The organism is Luteibacter sp. 3190, from assembly GCF_031456385.1.
In the GTDB taxonomy this organism is placed as follows: Bacteria; Pseudomonadota; Gammaproteobacteria; order Xanthomonadales; family Rhodanobacteraceae; genus Luteibacter.
In genome coordinates, this window is sequence record NZ_JAVDUO010000002.1 from 410,286 (window position 1) to 428,034 (window position 17,749).

The window sequence follows — 17,749 nt, forward strand, 5'->3', positions numbered from 1 at the left end:
CCGCGGAATGCGGGGCGCCGCCGGTATCGCCTGACTTACGGGCCGACCTGCGCCTGGGTGTAGAAGCCGTCCTTCACCACGAGGTCGACGTTCGCCTTGGTCAGTTCGGTCGGGGTCAGGAGGATGGTATCGACATCCTTCTTGCCGTTGTTCATCTTCGAGGTGAACTTCGGCGCGCCGCCCTTGGCCAGGTCGACCGCGAGGTTCGCGGCGTCCGTCGCGATCGCCTTGATCGGCTTGTAGACGGTCATCGTCTGCGTGCCGGCCTTGATGCGCTTGATCGCGGCGAGATCGGCATCCTGGCCCGACACGGCGACCTTGCCGGCGAGCTTCTGGCCGTTGAGCGCCGCGATCGCGCCGCCGGCGGTGCCGTCGTTCGAGGCGACGATGCCCTGGATGTTGTTCTTGTTGGCGGTCAGCGCGTTCTCGACGATCGTCTGCGCGTTCGTCGCGAGCCACTCGTTCGTCCACTGCTGACCGACGATCTTCACCGCGCCGCTCTTGACCAGCGGATCGAGTACCTTCATCTGGCCCTCGCGGAGGATCTTGGCGTTGTTATCGGTGGGCGCGCCGCCGAGCAGGAAGTAGTTGCCCTTGCCGCCCGTCGCGTTGACGACGCCCTGCGCCTGCATCTGGCCGACCTTGTCGTTGTCGAACGAGATGTACGCGTCGACGTCGGCGTTGAGGATCAGGCGATCGTACGAGATCACCTTGATGCCGGCCTTCTTCGCCTCGGCCACCACGGTGGTGAGCGTCTTGGCGTTGAACGGCACGATGACGATGACGTCCACCTTGCGCGAGATCAGGTTCTCGATCTGCTGGATCTGCTTCTGCTCGTTGGCGTCGGCGGACTGCACCGAGACCGTCGCGCCCTTCGCTTCGGCCGCGGCCTTGAAGTAGTCGCGATCGCGCGTCCAGCGTTCGACGCGCAGGTCGTCGATGGAGAAACCGATGACGGGCTTGTCCTTGCTCGCATGCGCCTGCGGCGTCGCGAATACGCCGGCGGCGATCATCGATACGGCAAGCACCGTGTGTAGGGCCTTCTGCTTCATGCTCGTCTCCATGGGTCTATGGAATCGCCCGTCAGTGCGGGCGGAAATCGTCGCCGGGAATGGCGTCGGCGTATAGCGGCTTCAGTCGTTCGTAGGATCGGCGGAACAAAGGGTGGCGCGTTTGCAGGAAATAAGCATGACGCGCTGCATCGGGCTCGCGCGCGGCGGTGATCGCGGGCATCGGGCACACGTCGTCGAGCGACGCGCCGGGTTCGACCGCCAGGCGCGCCAGCCGGGCGGCGCCGAGCGCCGGGCCGACCTCTCCGCCGCTGCGCAGCACGAGCCGCTTGCCGAGGATGTCGGCCAGCATCTGCGTCCAGTAGGCGCTGCGCGAGCCACCGCCGATCACGGTGATCTCGTCGGCGACGAGGCCCGTCGACTCCACGGCCAGGAGGCCGTCGAGCAGGCCCAGCCCCACGCCTTCGAGCGTGGCGTTGGCGAGGTCCGCGCGATCCGTGTCGGGCCCCAGGTGCGTGAACGAGCCACGGACGTGGGCGTCGTTGTGCGGCGTGCGTTCGCCCGTGAGGTAGGGCAGGAACAGCGGACCGTGTTTGGCGAGTCCCCGCGCTTCCGCCTCGGCGAGCAACGCTGGGACATCGGGCAACCCCGTGAGGCGCGCCGTGAAATCGAGGCAGCTCGCGGCGTTGAGCATCACCGACATCAGGTGCCAGGTATCGGGCAGCGCGTGGCAGAAACTGTGGACGGCCTGTTCGGGACTGGCCCGGAAGCCATCCGATACCGCGAAGTACACGCCCGACGTGCCGAGCGAGAGCATGGCCTGACCGTCGCGCACGATACCGACGCCCACCGCGCCCGCGGCGTTGTCGCCACCGCCGGCGGCGACGGGCACGGTATCCATGCCCCAGCGGTCCGCCAGTTCGCGACGCAGGCGGCCGGTCGGCTGGCTGCCTTCGAACACCTCGGGCATGTGCGAACGGTCGAGGCCCGTCGCCGCCAGCATCGCGTCGCTCCACTGCCGGCGCCGCACGTCGAGCCACAACGTGCCGGCCGCGTCGGACGCGTCCGTCGCGTACTCGCCCGTAAGGCGAAGGCGCAGGTAATCCTTGGGCAGCAGCACTTTCGCCACGCGCGCGAACACGTCGGGCTCGTGGCGGCGGACCCACGCGAGCTTCGGCGCGGTGAAGCCGGGCATCGCGAGGTTGCCGGTGATCTCGCGGAAACCCGGCACACGTTCGAGCTCGGCGCACTCGACGTCCGAGCGGCCGTCGTTCCAGAGGATCGCCGGGCGCAGGACGTTGTCGGACGCGTCGAGCAGCGTCGCGCCGTGCATCTGCCCGGAAAGCCCGATCGCCGCCACGCGGCGCGCATCGACGCCCTTGAGAACATCCGCAACGGCCGATTCGGTGGCCGCCCACCATGCCGCGGGATCCTGCTCGGACCAGCGCGGATGGGGGTGCGACACCTGCAACGGGCTGGAAGCGGTGGCGCGCACCGCTCCCGCCTCGTCCATGAGGACGGCTTTCACCGATGACGTGCCCAGGTCGATGCCGAGGTACATGCGTTCCTGCGCTTCCATGTCGGGTTCCATATCAACCGTAGATATAACGGTTCACGATGTTTTCGAGCAACTCCTGCTGCCCCGACACATGCTTCGGGTGGATGTCGCGCGCTACCGCATCGTCCGAAAGCGAAGCCAGCGTGAAGCCGCCATCCAGGATCTTCTTGCCGAACGCGTCGTCCCATCCGGCGTAACGCTTCGCCTTGAAGTCGGCCAGCGCGTCGCGCTCGATCATCTTCGCCGCGCGCTCGAGGCTCAGCGCCAGCGCGTCGATAGCGCCGATGTGGCCGTGGAAGAGGTCTTCCGCCGCATGGCTCTGGCGGCGCACCTTCGTGTCGAAGTTGAAGCCACCGGTGGTGAAGCCGCCGGCCTTCAGGATCTCGTAGGTGACGAGCGTGAGTTCCTCGACGCTGTTCGGGAACTGGTCGGTGTCCCAGCCGTTCTGCGGGTCACCGCGGTTGGCGTCGATGGAGCCGAACACGCCGAGCGCGATCGACGTGGCGACCTCGTGGTGGAACGAGTGGCCGGCGAGCGTCGCGTGGTTCGCCTCGAGGTTCGTCTTCACCTCGTTCTCGAGGCCGAACTCCTTGAGGAAGCCGTACACGGTCGCCGTGTCGTAGTCGTACTGGTGCTTGGTCGGCTCCTGCGGCTTGGGTTCGATGAGGATCGTGCCCTTGAAGCCGATCTTGTGCTTGTGCTCGATCACCATCCGGAAGAAGCGGCCCATCTGCTCGCGCTCGCGCTTCAGGTCGGTGTTGAGCAGCGTGTCGTAGCCCTCGCGGCCGCCCCACAGCACGTAGTTGGCACCACCGAGGCGATGCGTCGCTTCCATGGCGTGGCGCACCTGCGTGGCCGCGTAAGCGAACACGTCGGGCTGCGGGCTGGTGGCGGCGCCCGCGGCGTAGCGCGGATTGCTGAACAGGTTGGCGGTCCCCCAGAGCAGCTTCACACCGGTCTCGGACTGCTTGCGCTCCAGCACGTCGACCATCGCCGCGAAGTTCTCGCGGTACTCGGCCAGGCCGTTACCTTCCGGCGCGACGTCGGTGTCGTGGAAGGTGTAGAACGGCGTGCCGAGACGGGTGAAGAAATCGAACGCGGCGTCGGCCTTCTCGCGCGCCTTCGCCATCGGCTCGCCGGCCTGCTGCCACGGGCGATCGAAGGTGCCGGCGCCGAACACGTCCGAACCCGGCCACACGAAGGTGTGCCAGTAGCAGGTCGCGAGGCGCAGGTGGTCCGCCATGGTCTTGCCGAGCACGACCTTCTTCGGATCGTAGTGGCGGAAGGCGAGCGGGTTCTCGCTGCCGGTGCCCTCGTAACGGATCGGGGCGATGCTGGAAAAGTACGACATAACAATTCCTTGACGAACGTGGGGACGAATCCCGACGATCCTGACGATCCGGGGCCTGCGCGCGCAATTGCGATTTCCGCTGGGGCGAAAAGCATTTTCAATGCCGCGCTGCGTCATGGTCGGCGGCGGCGATCCCTGCTACTTTCACCGGTCATGAAACCGCACCGCATCGCCCTGCTGTTCAACGCCAACAAGGTCTACGACCGCCAGGTGATCGCCGGCATCGGCCATTACCTGAACAGCACGCGCGTGGAATGGGACCTCTTCATGGAAGAGGATTTCCGCACCCGCATGCGCGACATCCAGCAGTTCCGCGGCGACGGCATCATCGCGGACTTCGACGATCCGGAAGCCCCCGAAGCCCTGCGCGACCTGCACATCCCGGTCGTGGCGGTCGGCGGCTCCTACCACGACCCGTCCGCGTACCCGGTCGGCATTCCGTACATCGCCACCGACAATGCCCGGCTGGTGCGGCTCGCCTACGATCACCTCATCGAGCAGGGCCTGGGCCGGTTCGCGTTCTATGGCATTCCCCCGCATCCCGGCAGCCGCTGGGCGCAGGAGCGCGAGCACGCGTTCCGCGCGATCGTCGCGGAGGAAGCCGTCGACGCCGTGGTCTACGACGGCGCGTCCACCAGCGCCGGCGGCTGGGGCGAGGCCGTCGAGGCGCTGGTCGCGTGGCTCGACGCCCTGCCCAAGCCCATCGGCATCGTCGCGGCCACCGACGCGCGCGCCCGCCAGCTGCTGCAGGCCTGCGTGATCGGCGACTTCGCCGTGCCCGAACAGATCGCGATCGTGGGCATCGACAACGACCCCATGGCGCAGCTGCTGACGCGCATCCCGCTCACCTCGGTGATCCAGGGCGCGGAAGAGATGGGTCGCACCGCGGCGCACCTCCTGCACCAGATGCTGCGTGGCGTGGACTGCTCGACCACGCGCGTGCTCGTGCCGCCCGTCGGCATGAACGTGCAGGTCTCGAGCCGCTACCAGCCGATGCGCAGCCCGCACGTGATGCGCGCCAGCCACTACATCCGCCAGTACGGATGCCTCGGCATCAAGACCGAGCAGGTGGCGGACTATGTCGGCGTCTCGCGCACGGTGCTGGAAGAGCACTTCAAGCGGGAGCTGAAGCAGACCGTCCACCAGGTGATCCTCAAGCACAAGCTCGACACCGCCTGCGACCTCATCGCGAACACCGACACACCGTTGGCCGACGTCGCGCTGCGCTGCGGCTTCACGTCGCTGCAATACATGTATGCGGTATTCCGGCGCGAGTACGATTGCACGCCGCGCCAGTACCTCGACCTCCATCGCAAGGCGGCGGCCACCTGACCGCCTCCACGGATCGTTCCATGCCCGTTTCCACCGCCACCGCCTGGGGCCAGCTTCCCGACGGCACACCCCTGCACCGCTGGACCCTGCGCAACGCGCGCGGCGGCCAGGTCGAGATAAGCGACCTCGGCGCCACGCTGCTCTCGTGGCAATCGCCCGATCGCCACGGCCGCCTGGGCGAGGTGGTGCTCGGGCACCCCACCGCGCAGCATTACCTCGATTCCAACGCGTACATGGGCGCCGTGGTCGGGCGCTGGGCCAACCGCATCCGCGGCGGCCGGTTCCGCCTGGACGGGATCGACTACAAGGTCGACCGCAACGATGGCGGCAATCACCTGCACGGTGGCCACGACGGGTTCCATCGCCATCGCTGGGACGCCGATACCGATGGCGACGATCTGGTCCTGCGGCTGGTGTCGCCCGAGGGCGACGGCGGTTTTCCGGGCGAGTTGCGCGTGGATCTGCGCGTCCGGCTCGAGGACGACGGGACGCTGGATCTGCGCTACGAGGCGACCAGCGACGCGCCGACGCCCCTTAGCCTCACCGCGCACCCGTACTTCAACCTCAACGACCGGCGCCCGGACATCCGCGATCACGTGATCCGCATCGGCGCCGACGAGTTCCTCGCGATCGACGCCGGCGCCATCCCCGTCGGCCGGCAACACGTGGCCGGCACGGCGTTCGATTTCCGAGAGCCGGCGCCGATCGGCTCGCGGCTGCACTGGCCCGACCCGCAGCTGCGGCTCGTGGGCGGCTTCGACCATTGCTACGTCCCGCGCGGTCCGGCGGGCACGCTGCGCACCGTGGCGGTCGTCACCGAGCCCTCCAGCGGACGCCGCCTGACCATCGACACCGACCGCCCGGGCCTGCAGTTCTACAGCGGGCAGAAGCTGACCGGCCAGACGGGCCGCCATGGCGACACGTACGGGCCGTTCGCCGGATTCGCGCTCGAAGCCCAGGCGTTCCCGGACCAGGTGAACGGGCCGGACGCGGACGGCGCGATCCTGCGGCCGGGCGTGGTCTGGCGCCAGCACACGCGGTACAGGGTCGATACGCCCTGATCGCCCCCTCCTAGGAGCGCGCCCTGCGCGCGACATGCTTTGAGGCGGTGACCCCGAGCTGGCGCGCCAGCTCGCAGCCTTCCGCGAACACATGTCGCGCGCAGGGCGCGCTCCTACGGGCGGCGGCGGGCATTACAATGCCCGCATGTCATTAATCCAATTGCTCAACGTCGACTTCAGCGTCGGCGGCCCGCTCCTGCTCGAACAGGTCGATCTTTCCCTCGATACCGGTGAGCGCGTCTGCATCGTCGGCCGCAACGGCGCCGGCAAGTCCACGCTGCTGAAGCTGATCGCGGGCGAGCTGCATCCCGACGACGGCGAGATCCGCCTGCAGGGCGGCACGCGCATCGCGCGGCTCACGCAGGAAGTGCCGCAGGACACCACGGGCAGCGTCTTCGACGTGGTGGCGGACGGCCTCGGCGAGCTCGGCCATCTGCTCGCGCGCTACCACCACCTGATCGAGCAGGGCGACATGGACGCCCTCGGCGATGTCCAGGCGAAGATCGAGGCGCAGAACGCCTGGGATCTGGACTCGCGCATCGAGCAGGTCATCGAGCGACTGGAGCTGCCCGCGCACAGCGACTTCTCCGAGCTGTCGGGCGGCATGAAGCGTCGCGTGCTGCTCGGCCAGGCGCTGGTGCGCGATCCGAACCTGCTCCTGCTCGACGAGCCGACGAACCACCTCGACATCGAGGCCATCGCCTGGCTCGAGGGCTTCCTCAAGAGCTTCGACGGCAGCATCGTCTTCATCACCCATGACCGCAGCTTCCTGCGCTCGCTCGCGACGCGCATCGTCGAGATCGATCGTGGCCAGGTCACCAGCTGGCCCGGCGACTACGACAACTACCTGCGCCGGCGCGAGGAACGCCTGCACGCCGAAGCCCAGGCGAACGCGCACTTCGACCGCAAGCTGGCGCAGGAAGAGGTCTGGATCCGCCAGGGCATCAAGGCACGCCGCACCCGCAACGAGGGTCGCGTCCGCGCGCTGAAGGCGCTGCGTCGCGAGCGCATGGAGCGCCGCGAGCAGGCGGGCAACGCGAAGATCACGCTGGCCACCGCGCAGGCGTCGGGCCGCAAGGTGATCGACGCGAAGCACGTGACCCAGGCCTATGGCGGCCGCACGCTGCTGCGCGATTTCTCGACCACCATCATGCGCGGCGACCGCGTCGGCATCATGGGTCCGAACGGCGCCGGCAAGTCGACGCTGCTGAAGATCCTGCTCGGCGAGCTGGTGCCGCAGGACGGCGAGGTCACGTTGGGCACGGGCCTGCAGATCGCGTATTTCGATCAGCACCGTTCCATGCTCGACGACCGCATGAACGCGCTGGACAACGTGGCCGAAGGCCGCGAATACATCGAGCTCAACGGACAGCGCAAGCACATCATCGGCTACCTGCAGGATTTCCTGTTCTCGCCCGAGCGCGCCCGCGCGCCGATCACGCGCCTCTCCGGTGGCGAGCGCAACCGTCTCCTGCTCGCGAAGCTGTTCGCGCAGCCGTCCAACCTGCTGGTGATGGACGAACCGACCAACGACCTCGATGTCGAGACGCTGGAGCTGCTGGAAGAACTGCTCAACGATTACACCGGCACGCTGCTGCTCGTCTCCCACGACCGCGACTTCATCGACAACGTCGTGACGAGCACGCTGGTGCTGGAGGGCGACGGCGAGGTCGGCGAGTACATCGGCGGCTACAGCGACTGGCTGCGACAGAAGCCCGTGGTGGCCGCGGCCCGGCAGGCGGCGAAGGCCGCCGCGCCGGCGCCCGCTCCGGCTCCCGCGCCTGCCGTGGCCGCGGCGAAGAAGAAGCTTTCGTTCAAGGAACAGCGCGAGCTGGAGCTGCTGCCCGCGAAGCTCGAAGCGCTGGAATCGGAAATCGCCCGCCGCACCGAGGCGATGAACGATCCGAAATACTTCCAACAGGACGCCGCGGCCATCACGCGCGGCAACGACGAGCTGGCGAAGCTGCAGGCCGAACTCGACGCGGCGTTCGCGCGCTGGGAAGAGCTCGAGGGCTGAGGCGGCAGGCTTTCGTAGGAGCGCGCCCTGCGCGCGACATGTTTTGAGGCCAGGAGCCGCAGGGCCTGATCCTCTTCGCGAAAAACTGTCGCGCGCAGGGCGCGCTCCTACGGCCGGCCGTGTCGCTGCCCTGCGCGCGACATGTTTTGAGGCCAGGAGCCACAGGGCCTGATCCTCTTCGCGAAAAACTGTCGTGCGCAGGGCGCGCTCCGACGGCCGGCCGTGTCGCTGCCCTGCGCGCGACATGTTTTGAGGACAGGAGCGGCAGGGCCTGACGCTCTTCGCGAAAGACTGTCGCGCGCAGGGCGCGCTCCTACGGGTTTCGCGCTAAAGGCGGAACACCTCGACCACCCGCGAGAGCTCGGCCGCCTGGTCTTCCAGGCTCTTCGCCGCCGCGGCCGCTTCTTCCACGAGCGCGGAATTCTGCTGCGTGGAATCGTCCATGCGCGATACCGCGTGGTTGATCCGGCCGATCTGTTCGGACTGCTCGCCCGACGCGCGGCTGATGTTGCCCATCAGCTCCGCGACATCGCGGATGCGGCCGATCACGATCGCCATGTTCCGTCCGGCCTCCGTCACGAGGCCGTGGCCCGCGTCGACGCGGCCGACCGATTCGCCGATCAGCGAGGCGATCTCCTTCGATGCCGACGAACTGCGCTGCGCGAGGTTGCGCACCTCTTCCGCGACGACCGCGAAGCCCTTGCCCTGCTCGCCGGCGCGCGCGGCCTCCACGGCCGCGTTCAGCGCGAGGATGTTCGTCTGGAAGGCGATGCCGTTGATGATGTCGACGACGTCGGCGATACGCTGCGACGACGCCTGGATGCCGTTCATCGCGTCGACCGCCTCCTGCATGGCACCGGCCTCCTGCTGCACCGCCACGCTCGCGTCGGTCGCCAGCGCGCTGGCTCGCGCCGAATGGCCGGCGTTGTCGCGCACCGTGCGTGTCAGCTGATCCAGGCTGGCCGCGGTGAGCTGCAGTTCGTGGGCCTGCGCTTCGGTGCGCGTCGACAGATCGGCGTTGCCCGCCGCGATTTCGGACGTGCTGCCCGCCATGCTGGCCGCCGCCTTGCGCACGGAACGCGCGATGTCGCCGAGCCCGTCGCCGATGCCGTCGATGGAACGCATGAGCTGGCCGATCTCGTCGCGCCGCGTGGAGTCGAGCCGTGCCGTGAGGTCGCCTTCCGCGAGCCGGCGCGCCGCTTCGACGGCCTGCGCGAGCGGCTGCGTGACCCGGCGACGAATGGCGACGAAGACGAGCACCGCCAGCACGGCGACGAGCGCGATGCTGGTCGCGGCGGCGATACCGCGCATGCGACGCACCGGCGCGTACAGCTCGTCCATGTCGGCGATGCCGGCCACCAGCCAGTGCCATGCCGGATCGGTCGCGTAGACGGCCAGGCGCTCGACGCGCGTGCCGTCCGCGTCGAGGCTGTAGCGCAGTTCGCCGGCGCTCCCCGACAGCATCCGGCCGAAGACCGGCTGCCCCTCGGCATCGAGCACCTTCAGCGCGGCGCCCGGCACTGCGGCGGCGCCCTTGAGCGACGGGTCCACCACGAACGTGCCGTAGCGCTTGCCCGCCGCGGCGTCGACGACGGCGTAGTAACCGTTGCGGCCGATGCGGATCCCCGCGATCTCGTCCTGCAGCGCCTTCATCTCCTTGCCGATCTCCACGCCGATGAAGAACGCGCCGAGCACGTGACCCGCCTGGTCCTTGATGGGCTCGTAGCGGGTGACGAAGGGACGATCGAACAGCACCGCCGGACCGCCGTACGAGGCACCCGTGAGCAGCAGCGGGAAGGCGGGATGCGCATGGTCGATCGACGTGCCGACCGCGCGCGAGCCGTCCTCCTTCTTCAGCGACGTCGTCACGCGGATGAAGTCGTTGCCGTCGCGGACGAACAGCGTCGCGACCACATGCGCACGCGCCGAGAATTCGTCCGTCAGGGTGAAGTCGTTGTTCAGCGGTTTCCCGTCATGCAACAGCTGCGGCACCGTATGACCGGCCATGGTCACGCGGTGTGTGTCGTCCACCGTGAAGCGGCCGGGGTAGTAGCTCTTGTAGACGTCGAGGAAACGGTCGGACTCGGCCAGCAGCGCGCCGCCGAACGTGTTCACCAGGGCGATGATGGCCCGGTTGCCGCGCGCGAGGTCTTCGCGCGCCCGCACCTCCAGTTCCCGCGACGCCATCGTCGTGGTCGCCACCGTCAGCAGCGCGATGCCCACGGCGACGATGCCCACCACCAGCAGGTTCAGCCGCGCGCCGACGCTCATGCCGCGCCGGGGGGCGCGATCACCGTTCTCGTTCATGGAAAGCCTTCAGACCAGATGGGCACGCGACGGTGCCCCGAACCGGCTGTTACGGCAGGTCCGGGCCGGTCTTTAGGCCTCAGCCCGTATTCTGAAGCCCCTGTGAGACGCCGTTCACACAGGCGACCAGCGCCTTGAGCAGGGCCTCGTCCTTGCCGCCCGTGGCGCGCCAGCGCCGGAGCAGGTCGACCTGGAGCAGGCTCATCGGGTCGACGTACGGGTTGCGCAGGCGGATGGACGTCGCCAGCCGGGGGTCGCCGGCCAGCAGTTCGTCGGCCCCCTTCAGCTTCAGCACCCAGCGCACGGTGCGCTCGAATTCCGCGCGGACCATCGGGAAGAAGCGCTCGTGGAGCGGCCCGGCCAGCACCGAGAACGCCTCGGCGATGTCGATATCGGCCTTCGCCAGCACCATCTCGACGTCGTCGAGCATCGTGGAGAAGAACGGCCAGTCCCGCGCCATCTTCACCAGGGTGTCCTCGCCGCAGTCCTTCGCGACCGCGTCCAGGGCCGAGCCCAGCCCGTACCAGCCGGTGAGTACCGCGCGGCACTGCGTCCACGAGAACACCCAGGGGATCGCGCGCAGGTCCTCGACGCCCTTCATGCTGCGCCGGCGGGCGGGACGCGAGCCCAGGGTCATCCGCTCGATCACGTCGATCGGCGTGGCGCCGCGGAAGTAGTCGACGAAACCCTCGGTGTCCACGAAGGCGCGGTAGGCCTTGCGGCTCTCGTCCGACAGGCGCGCCATCGTGTCCTTCCAACCCGCCTCGCGCGCTTCCGCGTCGCGCGGACGCAGCGAGGCGCGCATCACGGCGCCGAGCGTCTGCTCGAGATTGCGCACCGCTAGCGCGCGGATGCCGTATTTGCGATGGATAACCTCTCCCTGCTCCGTCACGCGGAGCGTGCCGGCGACGGAGCCGCGCGGCGAGGCCATCAGCGCCGGCGTGATGCGCGAGCCGCCGCGGCTCGCCGAGCCGCCGCGGCCGTGGAAGAACGCGACGCGGATGCCCGCCTTCGCCGCCACCTCGAGCAGCTCCACCTGCGCGCGCTGCAGGCTCCACTTCGAGGCGACGGTACCGCCGTCCTTGCCGCTGTCGGAGTAGCCGAGCATCACCCACTGGCGATCGCCACGCGCCTTCAGGTGCGCGCGGTAGACGGGATCGTCGAGCAACGCCTGCAGCGTCTGCGCGCCGCCGCTGAGGTCGTCGATCGTCTCGAACAGCGGCGCCACGTCGAGCGGCACGCGGCCGTCTTCGAGCAGGCCGCCGCGGCGCGCGAGCGCGAGCACCGCGAGCACGTCGGCGGCGGTCTCCGCCATGCTGATGATGTAGAGGCCGGTCGCCTCGTGCCCGTAGCGCTTGCGCGAGTCGGCCAGCGTGGCGAACACGTCGCGGAGCATCCCCGCCGCTTCGTGTCCCTCACCCGCCACGAAGCTGCGCTCGCCGGCCGCGAAGGGCCGCAGCGTCTTCACGCGCGCCGCCGTGTCGCGGTTCTGCCAGTCGGCGTCATCGAGCAGCGCGGCGAGCGCCTCGTCGTGCACACGGGCATCCTGGCGCACGTCGAGGCGCGCGAGGTGGAAGCCGAACGTGCGGGCGCGCCAGAGCAGGCGACCGACGGCGTACGCGCCCGCGTGGCGGCCGCTGTGGTTGACCAGGCTCTTCTCGATCAGCGCGATGTCGTCGATGAATTCGGCGGCGGTGGCATAGCCCTCCTCGCCTTCGTCGAGCGTGGCCGCGAGGCGCGCGGCGACGAACGTCAGGAACGCGCGGTACGGCATGTCGCCATGGCGCGGCCGGATGCGCGCGGCCGCTTCGGGGAGGCGCTCGCGGTAGTCCTCGATGCGGCGCTGCAGCCGGTCGTCGAGCGTCACGCGGTCCTGCGTCTGGCTGAGCAGGCGACCGAGCGCGACGACGTCCTCGACATAGCGCTCCAGCACCAACGTGCGCTGCGCGGCGAGCGTGGCCGCGATCGTTTCCGCGTTGACGTTCGGATTGCCGTCCATGTCGCCGCCCACCCAGGTGGCGAAGCGAAGGAGGCGCGGAACGACGACGTCCTCGCCGTAGGTATCGGCGATGGCCTGCTGCATCGATTCGTAGAGGGCGGGCAGCACGCGGTAGATCGGACGGGAGATGTAGAAACCGACGTGGTCGAACTCGTCCTGCACGCTCGGCCGCACCGGCGACGCCTCGGCGGTCTGCCATCCGGCGGACAGCGCCATGAGGATGCGGGCGTCGTCGTCGCGGAGCTCCTGCGGCGTGCGCGTCGGATCGAACTCGTCGACGAGCGCGCGCACGATCTCCTGTTCCTTCTCCAACAGCGAGCGACGCACCGCCTCGGTCGGATGGGCGGTGAACACGGGTTCGACGTCCAGGCGGTCGAGCAGGCGCGATAGCTCCTCCTTCGTGACGCCGTCCTTCTTCAGCAGGGCGAGCACGGCGGCGAGCGATTCGGGCTGGGGTGCCCCGCCCTCGCGCTGGTAGTCGCGACGGCGGCGGATGCGGTGCACGCGCTCGGCCGTGTTCACCGCCTGGAAATACGTGGCGAAGGCGCGGGCTAGCGATTCGGCGTCGGCGGCGTCCAGGCCGGTCAGCGAGTCCGCCAGGGCATCCACGGCGGCGCCGCTGCGCCGGCGGTGGATGGCGGCGGTCCGGACGTGCTCCACCCGCTCGAAGAACGCCTGGCCGCCCTGCTCCGCGAGCATCTGGCCGACCAGGGCGCCGAGGCGGCGTACGTCCTCGCGCAGGGGACCGTCGTGGGGCAGGAACTCGGGATCGCGTGCGGCTTCCATCGGTGTCTCACGTGGCATCGAAACCCCGAGAGTACCGAAAAAGATGTGTTCATCCCTGCATCCGGATTCCGCGATACAATCGCCGGACCGTTTTGCCCGCCGAGGGGCGCTGCGACCGTGGGTTCGACCCATAGGCCAGGCTCGGCGCGGCGTCCCACCAAACGGCGCCCCCGTGAATCTCCGGAGCTACGCCAGATGAACGCCGTCACCAAAGACACCGCCTTCCAGGATTACAAGGTCCGCGACATGTCGCTGGCCGACCTCGGCCGCCGCCGCATCCGCATGGCGGAAGAGGAAATGCCGGGCCTGATGCAGATCCGCGCCCGCTACGCCGGCGAGAAGCCGCTCAAGGGCGTCCGCCTCTCGGGCTCGCTGCACGTCACCAAGGAAACCGCCGTGCTCGCCGAGACGCTGCGCGAGCTGGGCGCCTCGGTCCGCTGGGCTTCCTGCAACATCTTCTCGACGCAGGACGACGTCGCCGCCGCGCTCGCCGCGGGCGAACTGCCGGTCTTCGCGTGGAAGGGCGAGACGCTCGAAGAGTACTGGGAGTGCACGCTCGACATGCTCACCCATCCGGGCGAGCTCGGCCCGCAGCTGATCGTCGACGACGGTGGCGACGCCACCCTCTTCATCCACAAGGGTGTCGAACTCGAAGACGGCAGCGACTGGGTCAACACCCCGAGCGGCAATCACGAAGAGCAGGTCATCAAGGACCTCGTGAAGAAGACCGCCGCCGCGCGTCCGGGCTGGTTCAAGAAGATCGCCGCCGAGTGGAAGGGCGTGTCGGAAGAGACCACGACCGGCGTGCATCGCCTGTACCAGCTCGCCGAGGCCGGCAAGCTGCTCGTGCCCGCGATCAACGTCAACGACTCGGTCACCAAGAGCAAGTTCGACAACCTCTACGGTTGCCGTGAGTCGCTCGCCGACGGCATCAAGCGCGCGACCGATCTCATGATCGCCGGCAAGACCGCCGTCGTCTGCGGCTACGGCGACGTGGGCAAGGGCTGCGCGCATTCGCTCAAGGGCTTCGGCGCCCGCGTGATCGTGACCGAGATCGATCCGATCAACGCCCTGCAGGCCGCGATGGAAGGCTTCCAGGTCACCACCGTCGAAGACACCCTCGGCATCGGCGACATCTATGTCACCACCACGGGCAACAAGGACATCATCACGCTGGAACACATGGCGAAGATGAAGAACAACGCCCTGGTCTGCAACATCGGCCACTTCGACAACGAGATCCAGATCGACCGCCTGAACAACGCGAAGGACGTCAGCCGCGAGACGATCAAGCCGCAGGTCGACCGCTACACCTTCGGCGCCACGGGCAACAGCATCTACATGCTGGCGGAAGGCCGCCTGGTGAACCTCGGCTGCGCCCACGGCCACCCGAGCTTCGTCATGTCGAACAGCTTCTCGAACCAGACGCTGGCGCAGATCGACCTGTGGAAGAACAAGGACGCCTACGAGAAGACGGTCTACCGCCTCCCGAAGAAGCTGGACGAGGAAGTCGCCCGCCTGCACCTCGAGCAGATCGGCGTGAAGCTCACGGTGCTGACGCAGGACCAGGCCGACTACATCGGCGTGCCGGTGGAAGGCCCGTACAAGGCCGACCACTACCGCTACTGATCGAGGGGATTTCCCCGGATCGACAAGGGCGCCCTCGGGCGCCCTTTTTTTGCCGTCCGTAGGAGCGCGCCCTGCGCGCGACATGTTTTGTAGCCAGGAGCCACACGGCCTGATGCGCTTCGCGAAACGCTGTCGCGCGCAGGGCGCGCTCCTACGGAGACGGCTAGCCATCTTTCCATCTGGATGGAAAGATATATACTTCGGCCATCCCTCCGAGGTCGCGCCATGCCCGCCATCAGCTTCGAGTTCTTCCCGCCCAAGACCGACGAGCAGCGCCAGCAGCTCGATAGCGCCGTGGGGCGCCTCAAGGGCCATGCTCCCGACTATGTCTCGGTGACGTTCGGCGCCGGTGGCTCGACGCTCAGCTACACGGACGAAACGGTGCGCCGGCTGCGCTCGGAGCACGCGCTTTCCGTCGCGCCGCATCTCTCGTGCATGGGCGGCACCCGCGCGGAGATCGGCGCCCTGCTCGACGCGTACAAAGCATCCGGCTGCCGACGCATCGTCGCGCTGCGCGGCGATCTGCCGTCCGGCATGGCCACGCCGGGCGACTTCCGTTACGCGGCGGAGCTCGTCGCCTTCATCCGCGAGCACAGCGGCGATCATTTCCACATCGAGGTCGCGGCCTATCCGGAAATGCACCCGCAGGCCGAGAACGCCCTCGCCGACCTGCGCCACTTCAAGGCCAAGGTGGATGCCGGCGCCGATGGCGCGATCACGCAGTATTTCTTCAACGCGGACGCCTATTTCCGCTTCGTCGACGACGTCACGAAGCTCGGCGTGAACATCCCCATCGTGCCGGGCATCATGCCCATCGCGAACTTCAGCCAGCTGCGCCGCTTCTCCGATCAGTGCGGCGCCGAGATCCCGCGCTGGATCGTCAAGCGCATGCAGGCCCACGGCGACGACGCGGGCGCGGTGCGCGAACTGGGGGCCGATGTCGTGGCCGAACTCTGCCAGCGGCTGCTCGACGGCGGAGCGCCCGGCCTGCACTTCTATACGATCAACCGTGCGCGGGCGACGACGTCGGTCCTGGAGCGCCTCGCCGCGCGTTGAGAACGTGCGCGCCGTCACCCTCCGCGCATGCGCGGAACGGGATGATGGCGCACCGTTCGCCGCCGCGCCGCCTCCGTGATCCGCGCCATCGCCCTGCTGCTCCTGCTCTGCCTCGCCCTGCCCGCCGCCGCGCAAACGGCGATCCATCGATGCGTCGGCCAGGACGGGCGGCCGGTGTTCAGCGACCAGCCGTGCAGCGCGGTGGGCGCGGCGTCCCTCCTGCCCACCCCGTCTTCCGCCGCGAGCACGCCGGGCGTGCCGACCGCGGGCCTTCTCTGCGCCAAGGACATCGGCGAGCTGCGCGAGGGCATGGCCCAGGCGTTCGCCGCCCGCAGCGCCAACCGCATCGGCGGCCTCGTGCTCTGGAACGGCTACGGGAGCGCGGGCACCGTCGAGAACCTGCGCGCCATGGAGTCCCTGGTGCGGCAATCGCTCGTGGCGCTGGAAGGCGGCGAGGGATCCGGCATCGACGCCGTGACAGCCCCTCCCGGCGCCCAAGGCCCCACCCGCCGCGCGCATTTCGCGGTGGTCCGGGACGCGGGCTGCCTCTGGCTCCGCCCGCCGGGCTGAGCCAGGTCTACCTGCCGGAAACACTTCCCACATACTGCATCGCGCCATGTGGCGCCCCAACGTACCCGGTATCATGGGCGGTCCCCTACGGAGCGTACCCATGTCGCAGAACTACCCCGAATGGATCTGGCAGAACGGGCAGATCAAGCCCTGGCGCGATGCCACCGTCCACGTGATGGCGCACGCGCTGCATTACGGCTCGTCGGTGTTCGAAGGCATCCGCAGCTATGAAACGCCCGACGGCGCGGCCATCTTCCGCCTGACGGACCACCTCAAGCGCCTGTACCTCTCCGCGAAGATCTACGACATCGAGATCCCCTACTCGATGGACGAGCTGGCGGAAGCCTGCCGCGAGGTGATCCGCAGGAACGAGCTCAAGGCCGCCTACCTGCGCCCGGTCGCCTTCCGCGGTCTCGGCGGGTTCGGCCTCTCGGCCGACTGCCCCACCGACGTCGCCGTCGCCACCTGGCCCATGGGCCCGTACCTTGGACCCGAGGCCCTGCAGAACGGCATCGACGCCTGCGTGTCGAGCTGGCAGCGCTTCGCTCCGAACACGATCCCGGCGGGCGCGAAGGCCGGCGGCAATTACCTTTCCGGCCAGCTGATCGCGCGCGAAGCGCGTCGCCTCGGCTTCGGCGAAGGCATCGCGCTCGCGAACACGGGCCTCCTCAGCGAAGGCGCGGGCGAGAACCTGTTCCTCGTCTTCGACGGCGCGCTGCACACGACGCCGGCCAGCGCCTCGATCCTCACGGGCATCACGCGCCACACGCTGATGACGCTCGCCCGCGAGGAAGGCATCGACGTGATCGAACGCGACCTCCCGCGCGAGTACCTCTACCTCGCCGACGAGATCCTGATGTGCGGCACGGCCGCCGAGGTCACGCCGATCCGTTCGGTGGACGGCAAGAAGATCGGCAGCGGCCAGGCCGGTCCGATCACCCGCCGCCTGCAGGAACTGTTCTTCGGCCTGTTCAACGGCAAGACCGCCGACCGCTGGGGCTGGCTCGAACCGCTGTAAGCCGCGGGCAGCATGTGGGAGCGGCCCTGGCCGCGACGCCGTTGGCGAAAGAGGG

At 68.6% G+C, this 17,749-nt stretch carries 12 protein-coding genes and 1 riboswitch; of the genes, 7 read left to right on the top strand and 5 right to left on the bottom strand.

Annotated features, from left to right (window positions below):
- Positions 1-35 precede the first annotated feature (35 nt).
- The 3 genes from xylF to xylA are packed head-to-tail and all read right to left on the bottom strand — an operon-like array spanning position 36 to position 3,919.
- The gene (gene xylF, locus J2X58_RS11785; RefSeq protein WP_217642657.1) at positions 36-1,052 is read right to left on the bottom strand and encodes a D-xylose ABC transporter substrate-binding protein; all 1,017 of its coding nucleotides are present in this window, start codon (positions 1,050-1,052) and stop codon (positions 36-38) included.
- Between the two features lie 31 nt (positions 1,053-1,083).
- On the bottom strand, positions 1,084-2,589 hold the full coding sequence (xylB, locus tag J2X58_RS11790) for a xylulokinase (RefSeq protein WP_343124117.1): 1,506 nt from the start codon (positions 2,587-2,589) through the stop codon (positions 1,084-1,086).
- Positions 2,590-2,602: 13 nt separating this feature from the next.
- On the bottom strand, positions 2,603-3,919 hold the full coding sequence (gene xylA / locus J2X58_RS11795; protein WP_090175450.1) for a xylose isomerase: 1,317 nt from the start codon (positions 3,917-3,919) through the stop codon (positions 2,603-2,605).
- A gap of 153 nt (positions 3,920-4,072) precedes the next feature.
- Between xylA and J2X58_RS11800 the strand changes: the two genes are divergently transcribed.
- The 3 genes from J2X58_RS11800 (at position 4,073) to J2X58_RS11810 (ending at position 8,329) form a co-directional block, all read left to right on the top strand.
- Positions 4,073-5,251, top strand: a complete 1,179-nt coding sequence (locus J2X58_RS11800) for a XylR family transcriptional regulator (protein ID WP_090056453.1) — start codon at positions 4,073-4,075, stop codon at positions 5,249-5,251.
- Between the two features lie 20 nt (positions 5,252-5,271).
- Complete coding sequence (locus J2X58_RS11805; RefSeq protein ID WP_310048396.1) at positions 5,272-6,312, top strand: aldose epimerase family protein; 1,041 nt, start codon at positions 5,272-5,274, stop codon at positions 6,310-6,312.
- Positions 6,313-6,457: 145 nt separating this feature from the next.
- Positions 6,458-8,329: an ATP-binding cassette domain-containing protein gene (locus J2X58_RS11810; RefSeq protein WP_310048397.1), complete on the top strand. Its 1,872-nt coding sequence runs from the start codon at positions 6,458-6,460 to the stop codon at positions 8,327-8,329.
- Between the two features lie 327 nt (positions 8,330-8,656).
- Here the strand turns inward: J2X58_RS11810 and J2X58_RS11815 are convergent, their stop codons facing one another.
- Together J2X58_RS11815 and ppc are read right to left on the bottom strand one after the other, a co-directional pair.
- The gene (locus J2X58_RS11815) at positions 8,657-10,636 is read right to left on the bottom strand and encodes a Cache 3/Cache 2 fusion domain-containing protein (RefSeq protein WP_310048398.1); all 1,980 of its coding nucleotides are present in this window, start codon (positions 10,634-10,636) and stop codon (positions 8,657-8,659) included.
- A 79-nt stretch (positions 10,637-10,715) separates the two neighbouring features.
- Entirely contained in the window at positions 10,716-13,421 is a 2,706-nt protein-coding gene (ppc, locus tag J2X58_RS11820; RefSeq protein ID WP_310048401.1) for a phosphoenolpyruvate carboxylase, read from the bottom strand.
- Between the two features lie 95 nt (positions 13,422-13,516).
- A riboswitch (S-adenosyl-L-homocysteine riboswitch) is annotated at positions 13,517-13,598 on the top strand.
- Between the two features lie 18 nt (positions 13,599-13,616).
- Here ppc and ahcY point away from each other — a divergent pair.
- The 4 genes from ahcY (at position 13,617) to J2X58_RS11840 (ending at position 17,694) form a co-directional block, all read left to right on the top strand.
- Positions 13,617-15,050, top strand: coding sequence for an adenosylhomocysteinase (ahcY, locus tag J2X58_RS11825; RefSeq protein WP_090175442.1), 1,434 nt, complete (start codon positions 13,617-13,619; stop codon positions 15,048-15,050).
- Positions 15,051-15,275: 225 nt separating this feature from the next.
- The gene (gene metF, locus J2X58_RS11830; protein WP_090056435.1) at positions 15,276-16,106 is read left to right on the top strand and encodes a methylenetetrahydrofolate reductase [NAD(P)H]; all 831 of its coding nucleotides are present in this window, start codon (positions 15,276-15,278) and stop codon (positions 16,104-16,106) included.
- A gap of 75 nt (positions 16,107-16,181) precedes the next feature.
- Entirely contained in the window at positions 16,182-16,676 is a 495-nt protein-coding gene (locus tag J2X58_RS11835; RefSeq protein ID WP_090056433.1) for a DUF4124 domain-containing protein, read from the top strand.
- Positions 16,677-16,776: 100 nt separating this feature from the next.
- Positions 16,777-17,694: a branched-chain amino acid transaminase gene (locus tag J2X58_RS11840; RefSeq protein ID WP_090175436.1), complete on the top strand. Its 918-nt coding sequence runs from the start codon at positions 16,777-16,779 to the stop codon at positions 17,692-17,694.
- Positions 17,695-17,749: the final 55 nt, after the last annotated feature.

Coding starts and splice junctions, on each gene's coding strand:
- xylF (WP_217642657.1), bottom strand. CDS start 1,052: ATGAAGCAGAAGGCCCTACACACGGTGCTTGCCGTATCGATGATCGCC.
- xylB (WP_343124117.1), bottom strand. CDS start 2,589: ATGGAAGCGCAGGAACGCATGTACCTCGGCATCGACCTGGGCACGTCA.
- xylA (WP_090175450.1), bottom strand. CDS start 3,919: ATGTCGTACTTTTCCAGCATCGCCCCGATCCGTTACGAGGGCACCGGC.
- J2X58_RS11800 (WP_090056453.1), top strand. CDS start 4,073: ATGAAACCGCACCGCATCGCCCTGCTGTTCAACGCCAACAAGGTCTAC.
- J2X58_RS11805 (WP_310048396.1), top strand. CDS start 5,272: ATGCCCGTTTCCACCGCCACCGCCTGGGGCCAGCTTCCCGACGGCACA.
- J2X58_RS11810 (WP_310048397.1), top strand. CDS start 6,458: ATGTCATTAATCCAATTGCTCAACGTCGACTTCAGCGTCGGCGGCCCG.
- J2X58_RS11815 (WP_310048398.1), bottom strand. CDS start 10,636: ATGAACGAGAACGGTGATCGCGCCCCCCGGCGCGGCATGAGCGTCGGC.
- ppc (WP_310048401.1), bottom strand. CDS start 13,421: ATGGAAGCCGCACGCGATCCCGAGTTCCTGCCCCACGACGGTCCCCTG.
- ahcY (WP_090175442.1), top strand. CDS start 13,617: ATGAACGCCGTCACCAAAGACACCGCCTTCCAGGATTACAAGGTCCGC.
- metF (WP_090056435.1), top strand. CDS start 15,276: ATGCCCGCCATCAGCTTCGAGTTCTTCCCGCCCAAGACCGACGAGCAG.
- J2X58_RS11840 (WP_090175436.1), top strand. CDS start 16,777: ATGTCGCAGAACTACCCCGAATGGATCTGGCAGAACGGGCAGATCAAG.